The sequence below is a fragment of the Pseudomonas sp. genome (genome assembly GCF_049590575.1).
Classification (GTDB): domain Bacteria; phylum Pseudomonadota; class Gammaproteobacteria; order Pseudomonadales; family Pseudomonadaceae; genus Aquipseudomonas.
Genome location: NZ_JBAWDE010000036.1, coordinates 19,584 through 37,927, shown reverse-complemented (window position 1 = coordinate 37,927; position 18,344 = coordinate 19,584). Strand labels below are relative to the sequence as shown.

General features: G+C 60.9%; 18 protein-coding genes. 7 read left to right on the top strand and 11 right to left on the bottom strand.

All coding sequences use genetic code 11. The features are described from left to right. The 4 genes from WBR57_RS02965 to WBR57_RS02950 form a co-directional block, all read right to left on the bottom strand. On the bottom strand, nt 1–252 hold a 252-nt coding region (locus WBR57_RS02965), incomplete at its 3' end, for a Rieske 2Fe-2S domain-containing protein (protein WP_424081970.1). A 69-nt stretch (nt 253–321) separates the two neighbouring features. Next, nucleotides 322–843, bottom strand: coding sequence for an AAA family ATPase (locus WBR57_RS02960; protein ID WP_424081974.1), 522 nt, complete (start codon nt 841–843; stop codon nt 322–324). Further along, entirely contained in the window at nt 840–1,403 is a 564-nt protein-coding gene (gene pnuC, locus WBR57_RS02955) for a nicotinamide riboside transporter PnuC (RefSeq protein WP_424081968.1), read from the bottom strand. Before pnuC ends, WBR57_RS02960 begins: the two co-directional genes overlap by 4 nt. A 102-nt stretch (nt 1,404–1,505) precedes the next feature. After that, nucleotides 1,506–3,140, bottom strand: a complete 1,635-nt coding sequence (locus tag WBR57_RS02950; RefSeq protein WP_424081966.1) for a methyl-accepting chemotaxis protein — start codon at nt 3,138–3,140, stop codon at nt 1,506–1,508. Between the two features lie 221 nt (nt 3,141–3,361). Here WBR57_RS02950 and WBR57_RS02945 point away from each other — a divergent pair, with 221 nt between their 5' ends. Both WBR57_RS02945 and WBR57_RS02940 read left to right on the top strand, forming a co-directional pair. Then, nucleotides 3,362–4,192: an undecaprenyl-diphosphate phosphatase gene (locus WBR57_RS02945; protein ID WP_424081964.1), complete on the top strand. Its 831-nt coding sequence runs from the start codon at nt 3,362–3,364 to the stop codon at nt 4,190–4,192. Continuing rightward, entirely contained in the window at nt 4,189–4,572 is a 384-nt protein-coding gene (locus tag WBR57_RS02940; RefSeq protein ID WP_424081962.1) for a DUF1294 domain-containing protein, read from the top strand. The genes WBR57_RS02945 and WBR57_RS02940 overlap by 4 nt, the downstream gene beginning before the upstream one ends. Here the strand turns inward: WBR57_RS02940 and WBR57_RS02935 are convergent. From WBR57_RS02935 to WBR57_RS02925, 3 genes are all read right to left on the bottom strand, one after another. Further along, on the bottom strand, nt 4,561–4,917 hold the full coding sequence (locus WBR57_RS02935; RefSeq protein WP_424081960.1) for an MmcQ/YjbR family DNA-binding protein: 357 nt from the start codon (nt 4,915–4,917) through the stop codon (nt 4,561–4,563). The genes WBR57_RS02940 and WBR57_RS02935 overlap by 12 nt on opposite strands. Continuing rightward, nucleotides 4,914–5,822, bottom strand: a complete 909-nt coding sequence (locus WBR57_RS02930; protein WP_424081958.1) for a LysR substrate-binding domain-containing protein — start codon at nt 5,820–5,822, stop codon at nt 4,914–4,916. The genes WBR57_RS02935 and WBR57_RS02930 overlap by 4 nt, the downstream gene beginning before the upstream one ends. Before the next feature lie 111 nt (nt 5,823–5,933). After that, nucleotides 5,934–7,313, bottom strand: a complete 1,380-nt coding sequence (locus tag WBR57_RS02925) for an NAD-dependent succinate-semialdehyde dehydrogenase (RefSeq protein ID WP_424081956.1) — start codon at nt 7,311–7,313, stop codon at nt 5,934–5,936. 159 nt (nt 7,314–7,472) lie between these two features. On the opposite strand from WBR57_RS02925, the gene WBR57_RS02920 reads away from it, so the two are divergent. From WBR57_RS02920 to WBR57_RS02910, 3 genes are all read left to right on the top strand, one after another. Beyond that, nucleotides 7,473–8,399, top strand: coding sequence for an AraC family transcriptional regulator N-terminal domain-containing protein (locus WBR57_RS02920; RefSeq protein ID WP_424081954.1), 927 nt, complete (start codon nt 7,473–7,475; stop codon nt 8,397–8,399). Between the two features lie 119 nt (nt 8,400–8,518). After that, a complete protein-coding gene (locus WBR57_RS02915) occupies nt 8,519–9,130 on the top strand; it encodes an FMN-dependent NADH-azoreductase (RefSeq protein WP_424081952.1) in 612 nt (203 codons plus the stop codon). Nucleotides 9,131–9,371: 241 nt separating this feature from the next. Further along, a complete protein-coding gene (locus WBR57_RS02910) occupies nt 9,372–10,409 on the top strand; it encodes an alpha/beta hydrolase family protein (protein WP_424081950.1) in 1,038 nt (345 codons plus the stop codon). Here the strand turns inward: WBR57_RS02910 and WBR57_RS02905 are convergent. From WBR57_RS02905 to WBR57_RS02890, 4 genes are all read right to left on the bottom strand, one after another. Further along, entirely contained in the window at nt 10,403–11,578 is a 1,176-nt protein-coding gene (locus tag WBR57_RS02905; protein ID WP_424081948.1) for an MFS transporter, read from the bottom strand. The genes WBR57_RS02910 and WBR57_RS02905 overlap by 7 nt on opposite strands. Before the next feature lie 288 nt (nt 11,579–11,866). After that, nucleotides 11,867–13,453, bottom strand: coding sequence for an ABC-F family ATPase (locus WBR57_RS02900; RefSeq protein WP_424081946.1), 1,587 nt, complete (start codon nt 13,451–13,453; stop codon nt 11,867–11,869). A gap of 142 nt (nt 13,454–13,595) precedes the next feature. After that, complete coding sequence (locus WBR57_RS02895; protein WP_424081972.1) at nt 13,596–14,834, bottom strand: MFS transporter; 1,239 nt, start codon at nt 14,832–14,834, stop codon at nt 13,596–13,598. Nucleotides 14,835–15,081: 247 nt separating this feature from the next. After that, nucleotides 15,082–15,468 (bottom strand): TIGR03067 domain-containing protein, encoded by a 387-nt coding sequence (locus WBR57_RS02890; protein ID WP_424081944.1) that lies wholly within the window; start codon nt 15,466–15,468, stop codon nt 15,082–15,084. Between the two features lie 389 nt (nt 15,469–15,857). Between WBR57_RS02890 and WBR57_RS02885 the strand changes: the two genes are divergently transcribed. Both WBR57_RS02885 and lpxO read left to right on the top strand, forming a co-directional pair. Next, complete coding sequence (locus tag WBR57_RS02885; protein WP_424081942.1) at nt 15,858–17,174, top strand: Wzz/FepE/Etk N-terminal domain-containing protein; 1,317 nt, start codon at nt 15,858–15,860, stop codon at nt 17,172–17,174. A gap of 263 nt (nt 17,175–17,437) precedes the next feature. Beyond that, nucleotides 17,438–18,337, top strand: a complete 900-nt coding sequence (gene lpxO, locus WBR57_RS02880; protein WP_424081940.1) for a lipid A hydroxylase LpxO — start codon at nt 17,438–17,440, stop codon at nt 18,335–18,337. Nucleotides 18,338–18,344: the final 7 nt, after the last annotated feature.

Below are 18,344 nucleotides of genomic sequence, written 5' to 3'. Positions count from 1 at the left end.
CCCGACCAGCGCCGGCGGTTCCACGACCGCGCCGCTGTCCACGGCAAACGCGGCTTTGTGCCAAGGGCACACGAGCCGGCCCTGGCAGATCACGCCTTCTTCCAATGGCGCGCCGGCGTGCGGGCAGTCCGCCTGGAACGCGCGCACCTGGTCGCCGACGCGCACCAGCAGCACCGGGTGCGCGGCGGTCTGCACGCGCACACCACGGTTTTCAGGCAAGTTAATCAGGCGGGCAACGATGCGCATGTTCATGGGCCAATCTCCTTTAGAAGGTTGACTGGCGAGCAGGGCGATGAACTGCGTCGAGCCGATGGTCGGTCGCTATTCCAGCAGTTTTGCCACGGCGGCGAAGGCTTTGGCACGCCGTTGTGACCAATCGCCACGAATCACCCGTACCGGCTGCCGGTGCTGGTGCATCCAGTCCAGGCTGGCCTGGAAAAACGCCTGGCGGTCGGCCAGTTCCGGTTGGCAGCGTTGGCCGTCCGCCGTCCACTCCACGTCGTCGGGGGACAGCAGCAGGTGCAGGTCGTAATGCCGCGCGAGCAATTCGTCGTCAAGCCAAGCCGGGTAGTCGCCGAACAGGGTCTGGCTCCACAGTTTATTGGTCAGCAGATGGGTGTCGAGGATCAGCAGGCGTGGGTGCTCGGCGCGTGCCGCATCCTCCCAGGCCAGTTGGCCATGGGCGATGGCGGGGATGTCGGCGAGGGTCGTATCACGCTGATGCTGATCGATGAAGTAGCGCACGTATTCGCCGACCATCAGCCCACCAAACTGCGCGTGCAGTTCGGCGGCCAGCCAGCTTTTGCCGCTGGACTCGGGGCCGGCCAGCACCACCACTTTCATGCGTGCAACGCCGGGTCGGCACGCCATTCACGCCAGCCTTGCACGGCGATCACGGTGAACAGCGCGTAGAGCGCAGCGGTGAGGTACAGGCCTTTGTAGAGGAACAGGCCGACGAAAATCACATCCAGGGCAATCCACAGCGGCCAGCATTGCACGCGTTTTTGCGCCATCCACATTTGCGCCACCAGGCTGAAGCCGGTGAGGGCAGCGTCAAGCCACGGCTGCGCGGCGTCGGTCCAGTGCGCCATGGCGGCGCCGAGCAGCAGGCTGCCGACGGCACCCACGGCCAGGCTGGCGATAATCGCCGGGACACCCAGGCGGGTGACCTGGCGGCCCTGCTTGACCTCACCGGCACGCGTCCACTGCCACCAGCCGTACAGCTGCAGCGCGGCGTAGATCACTTGCAGCAGCATGTCGGAATAGAGTTTTACGTCGAAGAACACCCAGGTGTAGAGCAACACCATCACCAGGCCGATCGGCCAGCACCAGGGGTTCTGCTTGACCGTCAGCCACACGGCGATCACCCCCAGGGCAGCGGCGAACAGTTCAAGCCCGGACATGGCGGTTCCTTGGGGGAGTGGGAGAGGGCGGGGATTGTAACTTCAAAATGTGGAAGGACCAATGTGGAAGGGGGCTGGCCCCCTCCCATATTTAGAACAGCGTCAGACCTTGAATTGGCGCAGCAGCCCATCAAGTTGCTCGCTCAACCCACGCAACTGCACACTCGCCTCACTCGACTGCTGCGCCGCCAGCGCGGTGCTGTGGGACAGCCCGGCGGCCTGGGTGACGTTCTGGTTGATGTCTTCGACCACGTGCGCCTGTTGCAGGGTGGCGCTGGCAATCGAGGCGTTCAGACCATTGAGGTTACGCAGGGCCTGGCCGATGGCCGTGAGGCTGGCCCCGGCCTGGCCGGCCTGCTCGATGGTCAGCTGGGACGCGCTGTGGCTGTCGCTGATGACCTTGACCGCCGCTTCCGAATGACCTTGCAGCCGCTCGATCATTACCTGGATTTCGGCGGTGGATTTTTGCGTGCGCTGGGCCAGCAGGCGCACTTCATCGGCGACGACCGCAAAGCCACGGCCTTGCTCGCCGGCGCGTGCGGCTTCAATAGCCGCGTTGAGCGCCAGCAGGTTGGTCTGGTCGGCAATCGAGCGAATCACTTCGAGCACGCCACCGATCTGCGTGCTTTCGCTGGACAGCGTGCGGATCACCTCCACGGCCTGACTGATGGTGCCGGAGAGCTGGTCGATCTGTTGCAGGCTGCTATCGATATTGACCTGGCCCTGCTGCGCCTGGGACTGGGCGTCGCGCATCTCGCTGGCGGCGTGTTCGGCATTCTTGGCCACGTCCTGCACGCCGTAAGTGACCTCATTGATCGCGGTGGCCACCAGTTCCATCTGCTGCGACTGCTGCTGGCTGCGGTCATGGGCCTGGGTGGCATTGCTGCCCAGCTCCAGGGAGGACTGGCCCAAGGCATTGGCACACACCTGCAACTCGCCCACCACCTGGCGCAGCTTGGCGGTAAAGCTGTTGAAGTGCTGGGACAGTTGGGTGACTTCGTCGCGGCCATGGGTGTCGAGGCGGCGGGTCAGGTCGCTTTCGCCACTGGCAATATTGGCCATGGCGTTTACGGCGGCCTGCAACGGCCGCACGATGCTGCGAGCGATCAGCGTCACCAGCAAACCCATCACCAGCGCGATGCCCAGCCCGATAAACGAGGCTTTCCACACTTGGCCGCTGAACTCCGTCTGCACATCGTCCACGTAGACGCCGGAGCCGATGATCCAGCCCCAGGGTTCGAACAGCTGGATATAGGAGGTTTTCGCCACGGGCGCTTCGGCACCCGGCTTCGGCCAACGGTAGTTGACGATCCCGGCGCCCTTGGCCTTGGCCAGCACCACGAACTCGTTGAATACCGCAAACCCGTCCGGGTCGCGGATGGCCGAGAGGTTCTGGCCGTCGAGCTTGGGGTTGGCCGGGTGCATGATCATCACGGGCGTCAGGTCGTTGATCCAGAAGTAATCGTCATGGTCATAGCGCAAGCCACGCACCGCGCTCAGCGCCTGTTTTTGCGCCGCTTCACGGGTCATTACGCCCGTGGTTTCCAGGCCGTGATAAAACGTCAGGATCCCGCTGGCGGTCTGTACCACGTGTTGGGTCTGCTGGCGCTTGGCCTGGTACAGGTCGTCGTGGATCTGCTTGAGCATCAGCAAACCCAGGGCCAGCAGCATCAGCACCGCGACTATCAGGATCAGCCAGAGCCTGCGGCTGATCGACATATTGCGCAAACTGTTCATCGTCCTGTCACTCCGGGCTTTTTATAATTGTGGGTGCCGCATCGACTTTTACGCCTTGTCTGATAGGCTTTCGGCCTGTATTCGGAAAACCTGAGTACTGCCTGATTTTTCACAAAATTTTTGCAGGCCGCGGTCGAGAATCAACGCCGGTGCCTTGTCGTCAGTGAACCACTAAAAAAGATTAATAAGGCATGCCGTAGAGCATGACCTTTGGGGGAAGTATGGATTTGTGGACCGCCATTCAGGCGCTGATTCTGGGTGTAGTTGAGGGGCTGACGGAGTTTTTGCCAATTTCCAGCACCGGCCACCAGATCATCGTCGCCGACCTGCTGGATTTCAGCGGTGACCGCTTCAACGCATTCAATATCATTATCCAGCTGGGCGCGATCCTGGCGGTGGTCTGGGAGTTTCGCGGGAAGATTTTCGAAGTGGTCACCGGCCTGCCGACGCAGCCCAAGGCGCGGCGCTTTAGCGTCAACCTGCTGATCGCGTTCCTGCCGGCCGTGGTGCTGGGAGTGATTTTCGCCGACCTGATTCATCACTACCTGTTCAACCCGATCACCGTGGCCACGGCGCTGGTGGTGGGCGGCGTGATCATGCTGTGGGCCGAGCGCCGCGAGCATGAAGTGCACGCAGAAAGCGTCGATGAGATTACCTGGAAGGACGCGCTGAAGGTCGGCCTGGCCCAGTGCCTGGCGATGATCCCGGGCACGTCGCGTTCGGGTTCGACGATTATCGGCGGCCTGCTGTTCGGTTTGTCGCGCAAGACCGCCACCGAGTTCTCGTTCTTCCTGGCCATGCCAACCATGGTCGGCGCCGCCGTGTATTCGGGCTACAAGTACCGCGACCTGTTCCAGCCCGCCGACCTGCCGGTGTTTGCCATCGGCTTTGTGACCTCGTTCATCTTCGCGATGATCGCGGTCAAGGGCTTGCTCAAGTTTATCGCCAGCCACAGCTACGCGGCGTTTGCCTGGTATCGCATTGCGTTCGGCTTGCTGATCCTGGCGACCTGGCAGTTCGGCTGGATCGACTGGGCAGCCGCCAAGGCATGACGATCCAGCACCCACGTCTCAAGGCGGCGATCTTTGTGCTGCTGTGCGCGGCGCCGCTGGTGGGAGCGGTATTGGTGTGGCTGCGTGGTGAGACGGTCATCCCGCTGCTGGCCTACGGCGTGGTCAGTGTGATGGCGTTTTTCCTGTACTGGAGCGACAAGCGCAAGGCCCGCACCGACCGCTGGCGCACCCCGGAAAACATCCTGCACGCCGTGGAGCTGGCAGGCGGTTGGCCGGGAGCGCTGGTCGCCCAACAGGTGTTTCGCCACAAGACGCGCAAGGTGTCTTATCAAGTGTTGTTCTGGGTCATCGTGCTGTTGCACCAGGTGTTCTGGCTGGACCAGTTGTTCCTCGGCGGCACGCTGGTTTCAGTCCTCTAAAAGCAAGCCGATCTGCGTGCGCTTGGGCAGCTTGCTCACCACCAACTGGTGGGAGCGCTGCAACAGGCCACACAGCTCCTCGGCACCCAGCGGGTAGGGCGTGTTCATGATGATCCACTGTGCCCGCGCCAGGTACGGCGCCGGGTGGATGCCAGGGCGGTCCACATGGCCGAGGAACAGCGCCTTGTCGACCTTGAACGCCAGCGAATCACCGCGCAGGTTTTGCAGGGCGAACATCTTGTTGCCGGCAATCGAAAATACCCGCACGCCGCCCCATTTATAATCCTCACGCGCGCCGGGCAGGCTCAGGCAGAACTGCGCGACTTGTGCTTCGGTCATGTTCATAACAGGCGATCTCCACAGCCCTTGAAGCCTTCTTCCAGGTAATCGATCCAGGCACGAATGGCCGGCAATACCCCGCGCCGATGCGGGTACACGGCTTGCAGCCAGCCGCCCGGCAAGGACCATTGCGGCAGCAATTGCACCAAACGGCCGCTGGCCAATTCCTCTTCGCAGTACATCATCGGCAGCACGGTAAAGCCCAGGCCCATGATCGCGCTGGCTTTGCGCACGATAAAATCATCGATGCCCAGCCGTGCCTCCATCACCAGGTCATGGGGGTTGCCCTGGGGGTCGAGGATGCGCTGGTGCACCATGCGGTCGGGTTCGAGGGCGCCGAGTATCGGCAGTTGCTTGAGGTCTTCGAGGGTGCTGACCTGCCGCTCGCGCATGAAGCCGGGGCTGGCGACCAGCACGGTTTGCGCCTGGCGCAGGCGTTTGGTCACCAGCAGCGGGTCTTCGTCGCCCAGCTCACGTACGCGCAGGGCCACGTCGATGCCTTCTGCCACCAGGTCGACGCGACGGTTGACCAGGGTCATTTCCAGCTGCACTTGGGGGTGAGCGGCGAGAAACCCGGCGACCAGTTCCGGCAGGATGTGCTGGGCCATGCCCACCGGGCAACTGACCCGCAGCCGCCCGCGCGGTTCGCTGGACATGCTGGCCACGGCCTCGTCGGCCATTTCCGCTTCCAGCAACATTGCCTGGCAATGACGCAGGTAGCGTTCGCCGACGGCGGTGAGGGTCAATTGGCGCGTGGTGCGTTGCAGCAGGCGCGCGCCCAGGCGTTCCTCCAGCTCGGCGATGCGCCTTGAAAGCCGCGACTTGGGAATCCCCAACAGCCGCCCGGCCGCCGCGAAGCCGCCGGCTTCCACGACTTTGGCGAAATAGTAGAGGTCGTTGAGGTCTTGCATGGTCAGCCTATTGTCCTGTCAGTGGGACGAACTATCCGCGTCTGACGCTCGCAAATCCACCACAAAAACAGCCAGCGCCTTGCGGGGGCTGGCCGTTTCGAAGCGGCGCGCTTAGAACTGCGCACCCGCCATCAGCACATACTTCACATGCACGTACTCTTCGATCCCGTAGTAACTGCCCTCGCGGCCATAGCCGGATTGTTTGATACCGCCGAAGGGAATCGATGCGGTGCCCACCGAGCCTGAGTTGAGAATCACCATGCCGGCCTCCAGTTGGCGTGACAGGCGCAGCGACCGACCCAGCGCGCTGGTGTAGGCGTAGGCGACCAGACCGTACTCAGTCTGGTTGGCGCGGGCGATGACTTCCTCTTCATTCTGGAACGAATAGATCGCGAACACCGGCCCGAAGATTTCCTCGGTGGCCAAGGGTGAGTCGTCGCGCAGCCCCGTCAACACAGTGGGTTCGTAGAACAAGCCGCCCCTGGCGTGGGGCTTGCCGCCCATCAGCACCGTGGCGCCGGCCGCCTTGGCGTCTTCCACCAGACGTACGACTTTGTCGAACCCTGCTTGATTGACCAGCGGCCCGACCACGAAGTCTTCGCGCAAGCCTTGGTCGACGTCGATGCGTGCGACGGCAGCCTTTAGCCGCTTGAGGAAATCTTCGAGGATCGTGTGCTGTACGAAGATTCGGTTCGGCGAGATACACACCTGGCCCGAATTGCGCAGCTTGGCGCTGACCAGGCCGCTGACCGCCTCGTCCAGATTGGCGTCCTGGAACACGATAAACGGCGCATTGCCGCCGAGCTCCAGGGTCATTTTCTTGATGGTCGCCGCGCATTGTGCCGCGAGTAATCTGCCGATACCGGTGGAGCCGGTAAACGAGATTTTACGGATACGCGGGTCGCCGGTGAGGATCAAGCCGATGTCTTTGGGGTCGCCGATCAACACTTCGAACACGCCGGGTTCGATACCCGCCTTGCGTGCGTATTCGAGCAATTTAAGGGCCGTCAGCGGCGTGTCCTCGGCGGGCTTTATCACCATGGTGCAGCCTGCGGCGAGGGCCGTGGCGACTTTGCGGGTGATCATCATGAACGGAAAGTTCCACGGCGTGATGGCGGCGACCGGGCCAATGGCTTCCTTGGTCACCACCACGTTGGCGTTGCGGTCGTGGGTGGGAAGGGTGTCACCGTAGACGCGTTTGGCTTCCTCGGCATACCACTCGATAAAGCCCAGGCCATAGTCGATTTCGCCACGGGCTTCGGTCAGGCATTTGCCGTTTTCGCGGCAGAGCAATTCGGCAAAGGCTTCCTTGTCGGCTTTGACGCTGTCGTGCCAGCGCCGCAGGATCTCGCTGCGTTCCCTGGCGAGCTTGCCGGACCACGCGGGAAAGGCCGCGCAGGTTCGGTCGACGGCGGCCTTGACCTCGGCCTGAGTGTGTGTGGCAAGGCGGCTGATTTCTTCGCCGGTGGCAGGGTTATAGACGATAAGCATGGGAAAACTCCGAGGGCTGAACGTACGGGTTCAGGCTACGGAAGTACCGCGCTGCAGCGAATATCCATTCCAATGTGCTGATTGCCTATTCCTATAAGCGCGTAGCGTTTGGCCCATGTGAAAGGTTAACGTGCTGTTTTCGCGCACGAGCCACCAGCCATGGGCCGCACCCAAAAAATCATCGAGCTGATGGGCGCCCTGGCGCCTGTCGAAGGCTATAACCTCAGCGCCCTGGACGACGTGCGCTTCCTGCGCTCGAATCAGCCATTGCACCGGGTTCCAGTGCTCTATGACCCAGGCATTGTGATCGTGTGCCAGGGCCGCAAGCGCGGGTATCTGGGGGAAGAGATTTACCTCTACGACGCCCAGCATTACCTGGTGGTGTCGGTGCCTGTACCGTTCACCATGGAAACCGAAGCCAGTGAAGCCGAGCCGATGCTGGCGGTGTACCTGAGGCTGGATTTCACCCTGGCCGCCGAGCTGATGGTCGCGCTGGATGACTTCCCGCAGTTGGTCGAGGCAAAGCCCAGAGGCATGTATTCCTCGCCTATGGATGATTTGTTGAGTGAATCGTTGCTGCGATTCCTCGAGGCCATGCGCGTGCCGATGGATGCGCAGATACTTGGCCCGGCGCTGATGCGCGAAATCTACTACCGCATCATCACCGGCGAGCAGGGCGGTTCGATGCGCGCCGCGCTGAACCGCCAAGGTCAGTTCGGCAAGGTGGCGCGCGCGATTCGCAAGATCCATGGGTGTTATCACCAGCACCTGGACGTGGAAGATCTGGCTCGGGAAGCAATGATGAGCGTGCCGAGTTTTCACGCACATTTTCGGGCGGTCACCGATACCTCACCCATGCAGTACCTCAAGTCCACCCGCTTGCACCAAGCGCGTCTCTTGATGCTGCGCAGCGATATCACCGCCGCCACGGCGTGCGCCAAGGTCGGTTATGAAAGCGCATCGCAGTTCAGCCGGGAGTTCAAGCGCTTTTTCGGGCGCACCCCGCAGGCAGAGATTCAGTGGATGAAACGCACGTATGCGTTGCCGACACCGGCTCCCGGCTCGATTTATGTGTCGTCCCACTGATCACTGTCCTGCTGGCGGGACGAATAGTCGCGTTTCAGCCCTCTAATCGTTTATTGGCTTCATGTGTAGGATTAACTCCACTTGATCGCCGCGCTGCGATCCTCACTTGGAGAAACCACATGAAACTCTTGCATATCGATTCCAGCATCCTCGGCGACAACTCGGCTTCCCGTCAGCTCAGCGTGGGTGTGGTCAAGGCCTGGCAAGCGGCTGAGCCAGGTGTGGAAGTGACCTACCGCGACCTCGCCAGCGAAGGCATCAACCACTTTTCCGGCGCGACCTTGGGCGCCTTGGGCACCGCCGCTGAACTGCGCGATGCCGCGCAAAAGCACGAAGCTGAGTTGAGTGCGTCGTCGCTGGCTGAATTCCTCGCCGCCGATGCCGTGGTGATTGGTGCGCCGATGTACAACTTCACCATCCCCACCCAGTTGAAAGCCTGGATCGACCGCATCGCCGTCGCCGGTCAAACGTTCCGCTACACCGAAGCCGGCCCGGAAGGCCTGTGCGGCAACAAGAAAGTCATCATCGTGTCCACCTCCGGCGGCCTGCATGCCGGCCAGGCGTCGGGCGCTGCCCATGAAGGCTACTTGAAGCTGCTGTTCGGCTTCCTCGGCATCACCGACATCGAAATCGTGCGTGCCGAAGGCCTGGCCTACGGTGATGAAGTGCGCAGCAAAGCCCTGAGCGACGCCAACGCGCAAATCAGCGAGCAATTGTTCGCCGCCGCGTAAGGCTTGTGTAAATTTCGCCTTCGCTCGGTTTCAATCTGAAGCCGGGCGCCTAAACTCTGTATTCTGGCCGCCGCAAAACGACCAGCGTACGGAGTTTTTTCGTTTGCCCGCTGTCACTACTTTGGCCCAGGTTATGCACACATGGGTATATCAGCCGGTGCGAGCGCCTTGAACCATGGACTTTTCAAATAGATGTGCCGCAGATGTTGAACATCGTCATGCCGCGAGGGTGGACATCCTCATGATGCGTCTTTGTGCTGTTATGGTTCTTTCCCTGCTTGGCGGCCTGATTTCAGTGCACGCCGCGCCTGCGCCGCACCCGCATTGGAGTGTGGGCTTCCATCGCATGACGTTTCTCGATCCGCTCGACCTGCAGCCGATGAAAGCCGTCGCCTTTTACCCTTCCACCGGCCTTGAGCACACCACTGAGTTGGGTGCCTACCACGTCGCGGCCACCGAAGATTCCAAGATCGCCATCGGGCGTTTTCCGATGTTGATGCTGTCCCATGGCAACACCGGCACGCCGTTGGCCCTGCATGACCTGGCCACCTCCCTGGCGCGCAAGGGGTTTGTGGTGGTGGCGGTGCTGCACCCCGGCGACAACTACAAGGACCACAGCCGCCTGGGCACGGTGAGCAACTTGTATGGTCGCCCGATCCAGATCTCCGAGGCCATCACGGCGACCCTGGGCGACCCGATGCTGTCGCCGTTCGTCAACGTCGATCAGGTGGGGGTTATCGGATACTCGGCGGGCGGCGAAACCGCGTTGATCCTGGCCGGCGCCAAGCCGGAGTTCGACCGTCTGCGCCGCTATTGCCAGGAGCGCCCGGAAGACCGCGATGCCTGCACCACCAAAGGCGAACTGGTGGTTGACCGTGACGACCTGCAACCGCAAGCCGACCCGCGCATTCATGCCTTGATGCTGATGGCGCCGCTGAGCCTGATGTTCGGCCGCCACACCCTGGCCGATGTGCATGTGCCGGTGCTGCTCTACAGCGGCGATGGCGACAAGCTGGTAGCCGTGGATAAGAACGCCGCCGCCCTGGCGCGCAAGCTGCCGGAACCGCCGGACTTCAAGCTGCTGGCCGGGGCAGGGCACTTTGTGTTCATGGCGCCGTGTGACAGTGATCAATTGGCGGCAATGCCGGCGATCTGCACAGATGCCGATGGGGTTGACCGCGAAGGCATTCATCGCGACCTGATCTCCGAGGCCGGGCGTTTTTTCAGCCACACCCTCGGCCAATCCACCCGCGCCGGCTTGCAAACGGCTGATCAGTAAGCGCGACGCTTGAGCAGCAGCGTCAGGCCCAGGGCGCTGACGGACAGCAATGCGGCGCAGAAGAAAATCCAGCCGTAGCCGAGGTTCAAGGCCACGGCGCCCATCAGTGGCCCGGCAATCGCCAGGGCCAGATCGAAAAACACCGCATAGGCACTCAAACCCGCGCCACGGCTGCTGTTGGGCACCTGCTTGATGGCCTCCACGCCGAGTGCCGGGTACACCAGCGACAGGCCAAAACCGGTCAGCCCGGCACCGATCAATGCGACGCCGGTGGAGGGGGCCAGCCATAGCAGCGTCAGGCCCACGGCCTCGATGGTCATGCAGGCAATCGCCGCGCTGAAGCCGCCGAAACGGCTGATCGCCGAGATAAACACCAGCCGCGATAGGATAAAGCACACGCCAAACACCGTGAGGCAGTACGCCGCGCCGGCCCAGCCGCGATTGAGGTAATACAGCGTGATAAACGTGGTGAGCGTACCGTAGCCGATCGAGGCCAGGCACAGGCTGGTACCAAACGGCGCAATGCGCCCGAACACCGCCCAGAACGGCAGGCGTTCGCCGCGCACCACCGGCACCGAGGGCTTATTGCGGATCAGCACCAGGCCCAGCGCCGACAACAGCGACAGCGCAATGCCCAGGCTGGTGTAGCCATATTGCGCGACCATCACCACGCCCAGCGGCGCACCAATGGCGATGGCGCCGTAGGAGGCAATGCCATTCCAGGAGATCGAACGGGCAGTGTGTTCGGCACCCACCGCGCCCATGCACCAACTGATGGTGCCCACACCGATCAGCCCTTGCGCGACGCCGAGCAGCAGCCGGCCGACAATCAGGATGCCCAGGCTGAGGCTGGGCATGCTCTCGACCAATGTTGCGAAAAACGTCAGCACGCCACTCACCAGAATACCGGCCAAGCCCAGCACAATCGCGCGCTTGGTGCCGACGTTGTCGGACATGCGCCCGGCCATGGGCCGGCTGAGCAGGGTGGCCAGGTACTGCGAGCCGATGGTCACGCCGGCCACCACCGCGCTGAACCCCAATTGCTCATGCACATAGCCCGGGATGACCGCAATCGGCAAGCCTATGCAGATGAATGCGATGAAGGTATAGAAGACGATGGAGACGATCTGCAGGGTGATCGACAGGGAGCTGGGGGCGGCGTCAGACATGGGCACTCGTTCGCGGGCGGGCGGTGAGGGCATGATGGCAAGGGCCTGGGGGAAAAGGAAGCAGGCTAACTACCTTTAGTTGGGGGAAGCTGACCGGCTTTATTTGTGGCGAGCAGGCTTGCCCTGCGTTGGGCTGCGCAGCGGCCCCAATAAAAAACACCGCGTTCTGCCAGGCAGAACGCGGTGTTTGATTTCAGGGCTGCTGCGCAGCCCAGCACAGGGCAAGCCTGCTCACCACAACGAGCCTGTTGATCTGCACAACAAGCCAGCTCACGCCTGTGGCGTTATTTAGAACACCACGCCCTGGCTGCGCAGGTAGTCGTCATAAGTGCCGCTGAAGTCGATCACGCCGCTGGCGCTCAACTCAATGATGCGGGTGGCCAGGGACGATACGAACTCACGGTCGTGGCTGACAAAGATCAGCGTGCCCGGATAGTTCTCCAGCGCCAGGTTCAGCGCTTCGATGGATTCCATGTCCAAGTGGTTGGTCGGTTCGTCCATGATCAGCACGTTCGGCTTTTGCAGGATCAGCTTGCCGAACAGCATGCGGCCTTGCTCACCACCGGAGATCACCTTGACCGACTTGAGGATCTCGTCGTTGGAGAACAGCATGCGGCCCAAAGTACCGCGAATCATTTGTTCGCCTTGAGTCCACTGGCCCATCCAGTCGAACAGGCTCATGTCGTCTTCAAAGTCGGAAGCGTGGTCCTGGGCGTAGTAGCCCAGTTCTGCGGCGTCGGTCCACTTGATGCTGCCGGCGTCCGGGGTCAGCTCGTTGACCAGGGTGCGCAGCAGGGTGGTCTTGCCGATACCGTTCGGGCCGATGATCGCCACGCGCTCGCCGGCTTCAACCTGGAAGCTGAAGTCCTTGAACAGCGGCTTGCCGTCGAAGCCTTTGGCCATTTTTTCGACCATCACAGCCTGGCGGTGCAGCTTTTTGGTTTGCTCGAAACGAATGAACGGGCTCACGCGGCTCGAAGGCTTGACCTCGGCCAGCTGGATCTTGTCGATCGCCTTGGCGCGCGAAGTGGCCTGCTTGGCTTTCGAGGCGTTGGCCGAGAAGCGGCTGACGAACGATTGCAGCTCGGAGATCTGCGCTTTCTTCTTGGCGTTGTCCGACAGCAGTTGCTCGCGGGACTGGGTCGCCACGGTCATGTACTCGTCGTAGTTGCCCGGGAACAGGCGCAGCTCGCCGTAGTCCAGGTCAGCCATGTGGGTGCACACGCTGTTCAGGAAGTGACGGTCGTGAGAGATGATGATCATCAGGCTGGAGCGCTGGGTCAGAATGTTTTCCAGCCAGCGGATGGTGTTGATGTCCAAGTGGTTGGTCGGTTCGTCGAGCAACAGCACTTCAGGGTCGGAGAACAGCGCCTGGGCCAGCAGTACGCGCAGTTTCCAGCCTGGCGACACTTCGCTCATCGGGCCGAAATGCTGTTCCAGGGGAATACCCAGGCCCAGCAGCAGCTCACCGGCCCGGGATTCGGCGGTGTAGCCGTCCATCTCGGCGAATTCGGTTTCCAGCTCGGCCACGGCCATGCCGTCGTCTTCGCTCATTTCCGGCAGCGAGTAGATACGGTCGCGCTCGGCCTTGACCTTCCACAGCTCCTCGTGGCCCATGATCACGGTGTCGAGCACGGTGAATTCTTCGTAGGCGAACTGGTCCTGGCGCAGTTTACCCAGGCGTACGTTCGGCTCCAGCATGACCTGTCCGCCGGACGGATCGAGGTCACCGCCGAGGATTTTCATGAAGGTCGACTTGCCGCAACCGTTGGCACCGATCAAACCATAACGGTTGCCTGCGCCGAACTTGACCGAAACGTTCTCGAAGAGCGGCTTGGCGCCGAACTGCATGGTGATGTTAGCTGTGGAGATCAATTACTTTACCTATCAATGGGTTGCGAGCGTGGCGGCAGGAGCCTTCAGGCATGCGTCAACAGCGACATCAAGGCGCGAAACCCGGTCGCTGAGCAGAGGATTTTGGATGTGTATTGGAATTTGGCGCGCATTGTCGCATATGTCAGGCGACAGTTGTATGGCGAGCGCGGGAAGGTTTCGCCAAGGTCTCGGGCATCGCCAGCGATAACAACGCCAACGCCAGCGCGGCGACGCCCGCCAGGGTCATGAACGCGGCATTATAACCGGCCAGTTGCACCACGAAACCGGCCAGGCTGCTGCTCAGCGCCGCGCCCAGGCCAAACACCGTGGACAGCGCACCCAGGCTCACATTGAAGCGGCCGGTGCCTTGTGTCAGGTCCTTGACGATCACCGGGAACAGCGCGCCGAAAATCCCCGCGCCGATGCCGTCGAGCATCTGCACGGCGACTAGCCAATAAGGGTCGTCGGACAGGGTGTACAGCACACCGCGCAGCGGCAAAATCAGGAAACCGGCCAGCAACAGCGGCTTGCGCCCCCATACGTCGGCCTTGAGACCCACCAGCCAGGCCATCGGCACCATCACCAATTGCGCGGCGACGATGCAGGCCGAGGTCAGCGGCGTGGCCATCTGCAGGTTGATCTGCGACAGCTTCTGGCTGACCAGCGGCAGCATGGCGGCATTGGCCAAGTGGAACAGTGCGCAGCAGATCGCGAACACCAGCAGCGGCCGGTTGGCCAGCAACACTTTAACGCCGGACGGTTGTTCGTGGTCGTTGGCGTGGGCCGGGTCGAAGCCGCGGGCGACTTCGTGATCGATGGCCGTGGCCGACACGCAACTGACCGCGACGATACTGGCCGCCGCCATAAAGGCCATCAGGTAAAACACCACCACGGGTCCAAACAGGTAAGCCAGCCCGCCCGCCAGCAAGGCGGCCACGGCATTGCCGGCGTGATTGAAGGTTTCGTTGCGCCCGGTGCGCCGGGTGAACGCACGTGGCCCGGTGATGCCCAGGGAAATCGCGGAAATTGCCGGGGCGAACACCGACGCGGCGATGGCACTGGCCGCCTGGGTCAGCGCGACCAGGCTGAATGAACTGACGAAAGGCAGCACCAGGCAACTGACGGTCACCAGAATGGCGGCGACTGCAATCACCGCGCGCTTGCTGCGTGTGCGGTCGATCAGTGCGCCCGCCGGGCCCTGGGTGATCAATGCCGCAATGCCCGCCAGGGTCATGACCACGCCAATACTGGCCGGGTCCCACTTGTGCACGGCCAGCAGGTAGATGGCCAGGTAGGGTCCAAGGCCATCGCGTACATCGGCCAGGAAAAAATTCAGGCTGTCCAGGGACAGCGCGTTGCGCAGGTCTGCGTCTTTGGCCATGGCGGAGTCTTCGCGAAGGATGTTCAACGGCTGAACACCCGTTGCGTTAGTGACCTGCGTGCTACCGGTTAAGTTTCGCGCGCTTGCCAGGGTTTTAACGCGACCTGAGCCGTATTGCACAAGGCAAAAAAAAAGCCCGCGATAAGAGGCGGGCTAAGGGCTTCACTGGAGTAGGTAGGCTTCACCCTATAGACCTGGAAGTGAAGGCTTTGTGAAAATGCGGTCGCACGTTCGGACAGCTTGACGATCAGGCGCGCCGCACGAAAGTGCGCATGGTTTGACCTGCGCCAGTCTTGAACGTGATTGGGCGGGGCATACTTTCATCCGCGGCAATGAACACAAATTCATCCCCTTCAAGGCGATAACTGGCGGGCAGAAGCTTACCGGCGTCCTCGCCTGTAGCGTCGACCCAAGTAATGCTTTTGGGAACAGTGGTGCTGTCCAGGAAAAACCGGCCAGCCAATAACACCTCGCCTTGCACTGTCTTTACTTCGAAGCGGTCTCCCTGGATGGTGGTGATTGCACCCGGGGCGCTGTGGGCATCGACGGGGTTCAGCACGCCGTTGTCTTCAAGTGAGATTTGCTCCCAGGCACCTTGAAGGGCGTGAAAATCCGGATCTGAAATGGGTGACATCCAATTTCCTTTTGCTGAAGGCTAATCGCCATTTTTTATGGACAATGCGTTGGGTTAAGCGCTCATGGGTGAAATTGTAGGAATATTCCTATTTTTTCAATTTATTAGCTTTTTTTTCTTCTCAGACAGGCGATTAGGGTTATTTTGCCTGGCCGCTGGGTAACGTCTCGTAACGGATCGTCTACGCGCGGAGTGTCTGTCAATCAAGATACCCGTGGCATTGGCATGAATCCCTTACCGACGTCGGTAGGAGCGTTCATTGAATTGGGTGATCTCTTTGCCGGCAGAGGGTCACGTAAATTGTGTGCCCGGACGTTGCCCCTGTTTATCTTGTTGTTTCAGGTCTGTGTTTTTGGACGCTGATTTCAACTCTTCAGGGTGTATGAACTTTGAACAACACTCCCCAGCTACATCAACTTATTCCATCGGAAGAAATCGACCTGTTTGATCTGTTCAACGCGATCTGGAAGCAAAAAAAATGCGTGATCGGATGCGCAGTCCTCGCGGGCCTTCTGGGAGTAGGCTACGCATTGCTGGCGCCGAGGGTTTACCAGGTCAGCAGTGTGCTGCGGCCTGCTGCAATCAATCAGCTGGATGCGCTGAACCGGTCCGAGGTCTACACCTTGCCACCGGCCGACGCGTTGGCCAAAGTGGCGATGCAACTGGATTCCTATGAGGCCCGGCTGGGCTTCTTCAGGGCCAACCCCGCGCTTTTTGAAGCGTTTCAACGCCCCGGGCAAAGCCTGGAGCAGAGCTTTGAAGCCTTCAATCGCGATGCTATCAAGTTGGTAATGCCGGACCCAAAACAACCCGATGCATTCAATCGCTATGTTCGCCTGGAAATGCAGTACCCCAAGGGCATTGACGGCGTGGCTATTCTCAACGGGTTCGTCGACTACGCCATTGCGCTGGAGCGCGAACAGGTGGGGGCTGACCTCAAAGTGATCGTCAACAACCGCCTCAATGAGCTCCAGGGCAAGATCGAAGCGGCACGGGTCAATTACGAGACTGCTAAAGAATCGAAGATTGCCCAGTTGCTCGAGGCCGATAACGTCAAACGCGCTCGGTTGCAGGACGAACTGACCGCCTTGCGCTTGCAACTCAAAGCGGAGCGCACCAGTCACCTGGCAGAGTTGGACGAGGCGATCTCGATTGCCAAGTCTGTCGGCATCAAGAGCCCCACCGCGCCCTCCGTCATGGGGGCCGATGCAACAGGTGGCTCAAACCAGGTGATGCGTACCGTCGTGACTAACCAGAAAGTGCCGCTGTACTTCATGGGCAGCGAGGTACTGTCGGCTGAGCGTGCCGCGCTGCGTCAGCGAACCAACGACGATTTCACTAATAGGCGAGTGGCCGAGATTGGCAAGGAGTTGCGCATGCTCGACGTCAATCGCGAAGTCGAGGTACTCAATAACCGCAAGAATGAAGATGTTTTCCTGCAGGACGTTGAACCGCTGTGGGCCGAAGATGCTCGGCTGCGCAGCTTGAATATCGATATGAGCGCGCTGAAACTGGTGACTGTGGACCGCCAGGCCCAGGAACCTTTGAGCCCGATCAAACCCAGGGGCGCGATGGTCATTGCATTAAGCCTGATGGCCGGATTGATGCTGGGAATCCTGGTGGCATTTATGCGGCATTTCATCCAACAACGACGCGAAAACGGGCCTTCTACGCGGGCCTATGAGAGCCGCCTACCGCGTCCATAAGGCAGCGCAGACGCCTCGCGGGTGGCTATCAAGGACGCCCGCCGAGGTACCCGCAGCGCACATTCACTCGACAGCTTTTCACAATTCTTAGTTAACTTTTGGTTACAAACTGTGGCTAAATAACGCTCAATGGTCGGGAACCGAGCTGTTATCCAGCCCCCGCACCCAATGTGTGAATTGTGATTTCAGGTGCTGCTATCCATCCTCGGCCGTCGTGGGCGCGCAGGAGCAGCCTGTTCTCTTCTGACGTGTGACGAAATCCCTTGAAACTCATCATTGTTGTTCTCTACGTTGCCTCCATCGCGTATGTACACCTGCGTGGCCGGGTGCGACACAAGCTGGGTCGCCAACTCAGTGATCATTCGACCTTTCTGGCCCCGATCAACTGCTTCCTCTATCTGTTCTCCAAACTGCCCAGCCGACCGTATCTGTCGCCCGGTGATTTCCCCGACCTGAGCCCGTTGCAGGCGCACTGGGAGGAAATTCGCCAGGAAGGCCAGAACCTAATGCGCGCGGGTGAGATCAAGCGCTCGGACCAATACAACGACGTCGGCTTCAACTCGTTCTTCAAATCCGGCTGGAAACGTTTTTACCTGAAATGGTACGGCGACAGCCACCCATCGGCGATGAAGCTGTGCCCGCGCACCACCGAGCTGGTGCAGAGCATTGGTTCGATCAAGGCCGCGATGTTCGCCGAGCTGCCACCAGGCTCGAAGCTAGTGCGCCATCGTGACCCGTATGCCGGTTCGTATCGCTATCACCTGGGCCTGGATACCCCGAACGATCCAGGCTGCTACATCAACGTGGACGGCGAAAACTACTACTGGCGCGACGGCGAGCCGGTGATGTTCGACGAGACCTACATTCATTACGCCGAAAACACCACCCAGCAGAATCGCATCATCCTGTTTTGTGATATCGAGCGGCCCATGAAATATCGCTGGGCTGCGGCGTTCAATCGCTGGTTCAGCCGTCACGTAATGGCGGCTGCGGGCTCCCCCAACGACGCCGGGGACAAGACCGGAGGGTTGAACCGCGCCTTTACCCGCCTGTACAAAATCCGTTTGCGCGGCAAAGAGCTGAAAAAGCGCAACCGTACGCGTTACTACCTGGAAAAATGGGCGATTTTCGCGGCCTTGCTGGCCCTGTTCGTGCTTATCTAGGACCGGC